Consider the following 4,091-nt stretch of genomic DNA (forward strand, 5'->3'; position numbering starts at 1 on the left):
CAGCTCAACGCCCAGGTCGCGCGGGAGGGGTACGTGCTGCACGCCCGCCGGGCCCTGGCCGGTGCCACGCCGCTCACGCCCCGGCCCGACGCCGAACTCCTGCGCGATCTGCGCGAATTCGCCAAGCAGTTCCTCAGCAGGCTGTGGGTCCGGCTGCACGGATTCGACGTCCGCGGCGATCTCCCGGCCGACGCCGCCGACGTGCGCGACCTCGTCACCGGTGTCGTCCGCTCGACTTCGCTGGACCTGCGGACGAAGGTCCGCCGCGCGCTCGTGGCGCGCCTGCCGGATCTGGAGGCCGTGTCGTGACGCATCCGGTGCACACCCCCGTCGTCGCGGCGGACGGCGGCCTCGTCCGCTTCGTTCTCGCCGATCTGCTCGCCGGTTCCGTGTCGTCGATGCGGATCGAACTCACCGACCCCGGGGCCGCCGAACCGTGGCTGACCCGGCTCGTCGGCGCGGACGACACGTTGACCGCGCTCGCCGAGGGGCACATCGACGTCCCGGCGAGTCCGGAACTGGCCCGGCTCGCCTTGCTGCTTTGGCTCCGTCGTTGGTGGCCGGCGAGTCCGTCGCTCGGGATTCCGTCGCTCGACGCGGCGTTGCTGGACCTCGAAACCGCGGTCGCCACTGCCGCGGTCGAGGACGTCGCCGAAGGTCTCCTCGACGGGTTCGAAGCCGATCCCGCCGAACTGTTCGACGCGGCGATCGCGGCGGACGCACTGTTCGCCGCCGCCCCGCCGGTCGCCGGCGAGGTCGGCGCTCTGTGCACGCGGCTTTCGTTCTGGTTCGACGAGCAGGACGACGTCGTCCGCGCCGAGGTGGCGGCGGGATCGGCCGCTCGTCTGGAAAACGCGTCGCCGGGCCAGCGTGCGTACGCCCTGGCCGCGGGCGCCGGTCACACCACGTCCAGCGAAGGTGTGGTGGCAGAGGGGCGAGCGAGCGTCGACTGGGCACGGGTTCCCCCAGGGGTCCTGGACGCCGCCGAAGGGACGGTGACCTGGCGAATCGTCACGGCGATGGCCGCTGCCCGTCTCGAAGTCGACGTCGCGGGTGCTTTCGCCGACGCGTTGCTCACCGCTGTCGCGATGCATGACGGCGAGCCGTTCGCGGAGGTGCCCCTGTCGCTCGGTGCGGGGCGGTTCAGCGGGACGGCCGATCTGGACGAGACCGCCGCCCGGCTCGCCGCGAGCGTCCACAGTGGACGTATCGGCCTCGTCGTGGGCGTGGCCGCCGAGGGAGTCGCCGGGACCACGGCGGAGGACCGGGCCGAGGTGGTGGCGCTCGTGCGGGCGCGTCCGCCGGAGGACCGGACGCTGGCCGAGCGGGCCGTGGCCGCGTCCACCGAAGAGGAGTTCTGACGTGCTCGTCGGCATGCCGCCGCCCCAGACCCCGCCGGACCGCCCGCTCCCTCCCGAGCTGAGCCCGGCGACCTCGCACGGCTACAACTGCCGTTGTGTCGCAAGGCATTTCGGTCTCGATCCTGCTTCCTACGGCGAGGTGCCCGCGTGCTCGCTCTCCGAGAACAAGTACCGCAGGCTGCTCATGGAGGCCGCCAAGGTCCAGGATCAGGCCAAGCGGCTCGCCGCGGTGCGCAACGTCGCCGGCGCGCACCGGAAGTACGCCCGGATGCGGGAGATCGCGCGGAAACTCGACCGGACCGACCTCGAAGTCGCTGCGGTCAGCGACCTGGCCCAGGTCTGCTACACCGCGGGAGACCTGCGCAACGCGAGGCAATGCGCGGAGGCCGTGCTCCAGGTCTTCAAGGTGAGCGCCGCCGCCATCGTCCACTTCGGACAGTACGCCGAGGTGCGGATGATCGAGGGCTCCCGCGAGGTCGCCGACCGCGTGCTCATCTCCCTGGCCACGGAGGAAGGTGACGTCGCCAAGGCACGCGAGCTGATCGCCGGGCAGCGCCACCGGGCGGCGTTCCGCAAGGAGGCGGGGCCGGAGCAGTATCCGCCCGAGTTGCTCGACGTCCACGGTTCCGACGAGATGGAACTGCGGATCTTCGACGTGCGTGTCCAGATCGCGGCCGGGGACCTGGCGGGTGCGCGGGCCGCGCTCGAGGAGATCCTGACGGAGCTGGAGGCCATGGCGGAGATCGGCGAGATCCGCGAGCGGGTCGTCCAGCAGCAGGCCATGGCCAGGGCCGAACGTGCCCGGATCCGCCACGCGGGCGGTGAGGACGCGGACGCGCGGGCCGACCTGCTGAGGCTGAGCGCTCAGCACGCGGGCGGCCCGCTGGCAGCGAAGGCCGGCATCGGGCTCGCGGAGGCCCGCGCTCTGGCGGGGGATCTCCCCGGCGCGGTCGCCGCGATCGTCGCAGCCCGAGACGAACTCGCGGCGGTGGGCCTGACCGGCGACGTCGCGGAGGCGAGCCACGCGCTGGGCACGTTGCTGCTGTTCACCGGCGACGTCGCGCAGGCCAGGGATCAGTTCGAGCACGCGAAGACGATCCGGACGGCCAACGGTGACGTCCCGGGCCTGCGCCTCGTCGACACGGCTCTGGCCCGCTGCGCCGCCGCGGAAGGCGACTGGACGACCGCGGAGGAGTACGCGGATCGTGCCAGGGAATCGGCACGGGCGTCGGGCGACTGGTCGGACCACCTGCATACGGATTTCGTGGCGGCCTCCATCGGGTTCGCGCGGGGGAACGACCTCAGGGCTGTGCTGGATCTGCTGCTCCCGCTGACACTGGCGGCGGCGGAGTACCGGTTCGAGTTCGCGTCGCCGCAGGCGCGTACGGCCTGGGCACGCGACGTCGCGGCGCCGACGCTGGGCCTGGCGCTGACGTTGCTGGTACAGCTGAAGGAGCCGAGGCTGGCGGCGGAACTGATCGAGCGCACGTGCGCGGTCGGCGCGTATACGGGTGTGGAGGGGCCGTCGCTGGACCTGACCGGAACGCTGCCCACCCTCGATCTGACGCCGTCCATTGAGGACGGTCGGCTTCCCTTGGCGGCCTTGGGTTCGGTCACGGCGTCACTTCCGCTCAGGCTCGCTCCGCCACCCGCGCTGCGCTGGTCGCCGGGCTCGCCCATGGAACTGGACTCCTGGCTCGCCCGGGCCGTCGAGCGGTATCGCCTGCCGCCGCTCAGGACCGGGACCGTCGAGACCTGGCCCGCCGCCCGGCCCGGACGCGAGACCTTCCTCCTGCGCTTCGCCGACGCCGGGCACACTTTCCTCACCTGGCGGACCGCCGAGGACCTCGACACCGTCCATACGCATCCGATCGAATTCGCCCTGGTCGGGACCGCCCGCCAGTTCCTGGACGCCGCTTCCCCGACACCGCACGAGGGTGAGAGCATCGCCGACGCGGTCAAACGCTCGCTGAGCGAGGACGCGTTCGGCAGCCTCGAAGGCGAACAGCGCCTGGCTCGCGTCCTCGCGCTGAACCTCCTGCCCGCCGACCTCGTCGAACGCCTTCGTGGCGCTGCCGCGGAAGGCCGCCGCCCGCTCCTGCGGATCCAGCCGTCGCCGAGTCTCGCCGGAGTCCCGTGGGGACTGCTCGCCCTGCCCGACCGCCGCGCCGACCACGTGCTCGACCTCGGCGAGATCGGCACCTGCTTCGACAGCGACGAACGTCTCGTCGAGGTCGCCGACGTCTCCCTGCTGGCTCCGGCCGGGATCCCGCGTCGTCCGCCCGCCGCCGCCGACGGCCCGCCCGTCTACCTGCTCGATCCCAAGATCCCCGGCCAGAGCGCCTTCGGTGAACTGGGCTCGGTGCTGGGCAAGCAGGACGCGACGTCGCCGCTGATCCGTCATCTGGACGCACGACTCGCCGAAGGCCCGGTCGGCCCGCCCGCCGCACGCGGGCTGGACCTGGTGCGCCGCACCGACACCGACCGGCGCCTGCTCGCCGAACTCCTGTCCCGGCCGTGTTCGCGGCTGGTGTTCGTGGGACACGTCAGCCGCGTCCGCGACGAGTACGGCGCACAGACCGCGCTGCACCTGTCCTGTACGGCCGGACTTCCCGGCACGGCCACGCCGATCGGCGAGCACCGGCCGTTCACCGCGGCCGACCTCGCACTGTCCGAAGTGGACGCCATGCCCGCGCGGGTGGCGCTGATCGGTTGCGCCAGCGCGAGCGA

2 protein-coding genes and 1 pseudogene are annotated in these 4,091 nt (G+C 72.6%); all 3 read left to right on the plus strand.

The window, feature by feature from the left end:
* A pseudogene (locus H5J31_RS39460) lies at positions 1-309 on the plus strand (hypothetical protein); the annotation flags it as partial.
* Positions 306-1,361, plus strand: coding sequence for a hypothetical protein (locus H5J31_RS39465; RefSeq protein ID WP_181777759.1), 1,056 nt, complete (start codon positions 306-308; stop codon positions 1,359-1,361). The pseudogene H5J31_RS39460 and the gene H5J31_RS39465, both read left to right, overlap by 4 nt.
* 1 nt (position 1,362) lies before the next feature.
* The coding region (locus H5J31_RS39470; protein ID WP_181777760.1) for a tetratricopeptide repeat protein at positions 1,363-4,091 on the plus strand (2,729 nt) is incomplete at its 3' end.

This window comes from Amycolatopsis pittospori (assembly GCF_013870525.1).
Taxonomy (GTDB): domain Bacteria; phylum Actinomycetota; class Actinomycetes; order Mycobacteriales; family Pseudonocardiaceae; genus Amycolatopsis; species Amycolatopsis pittospori.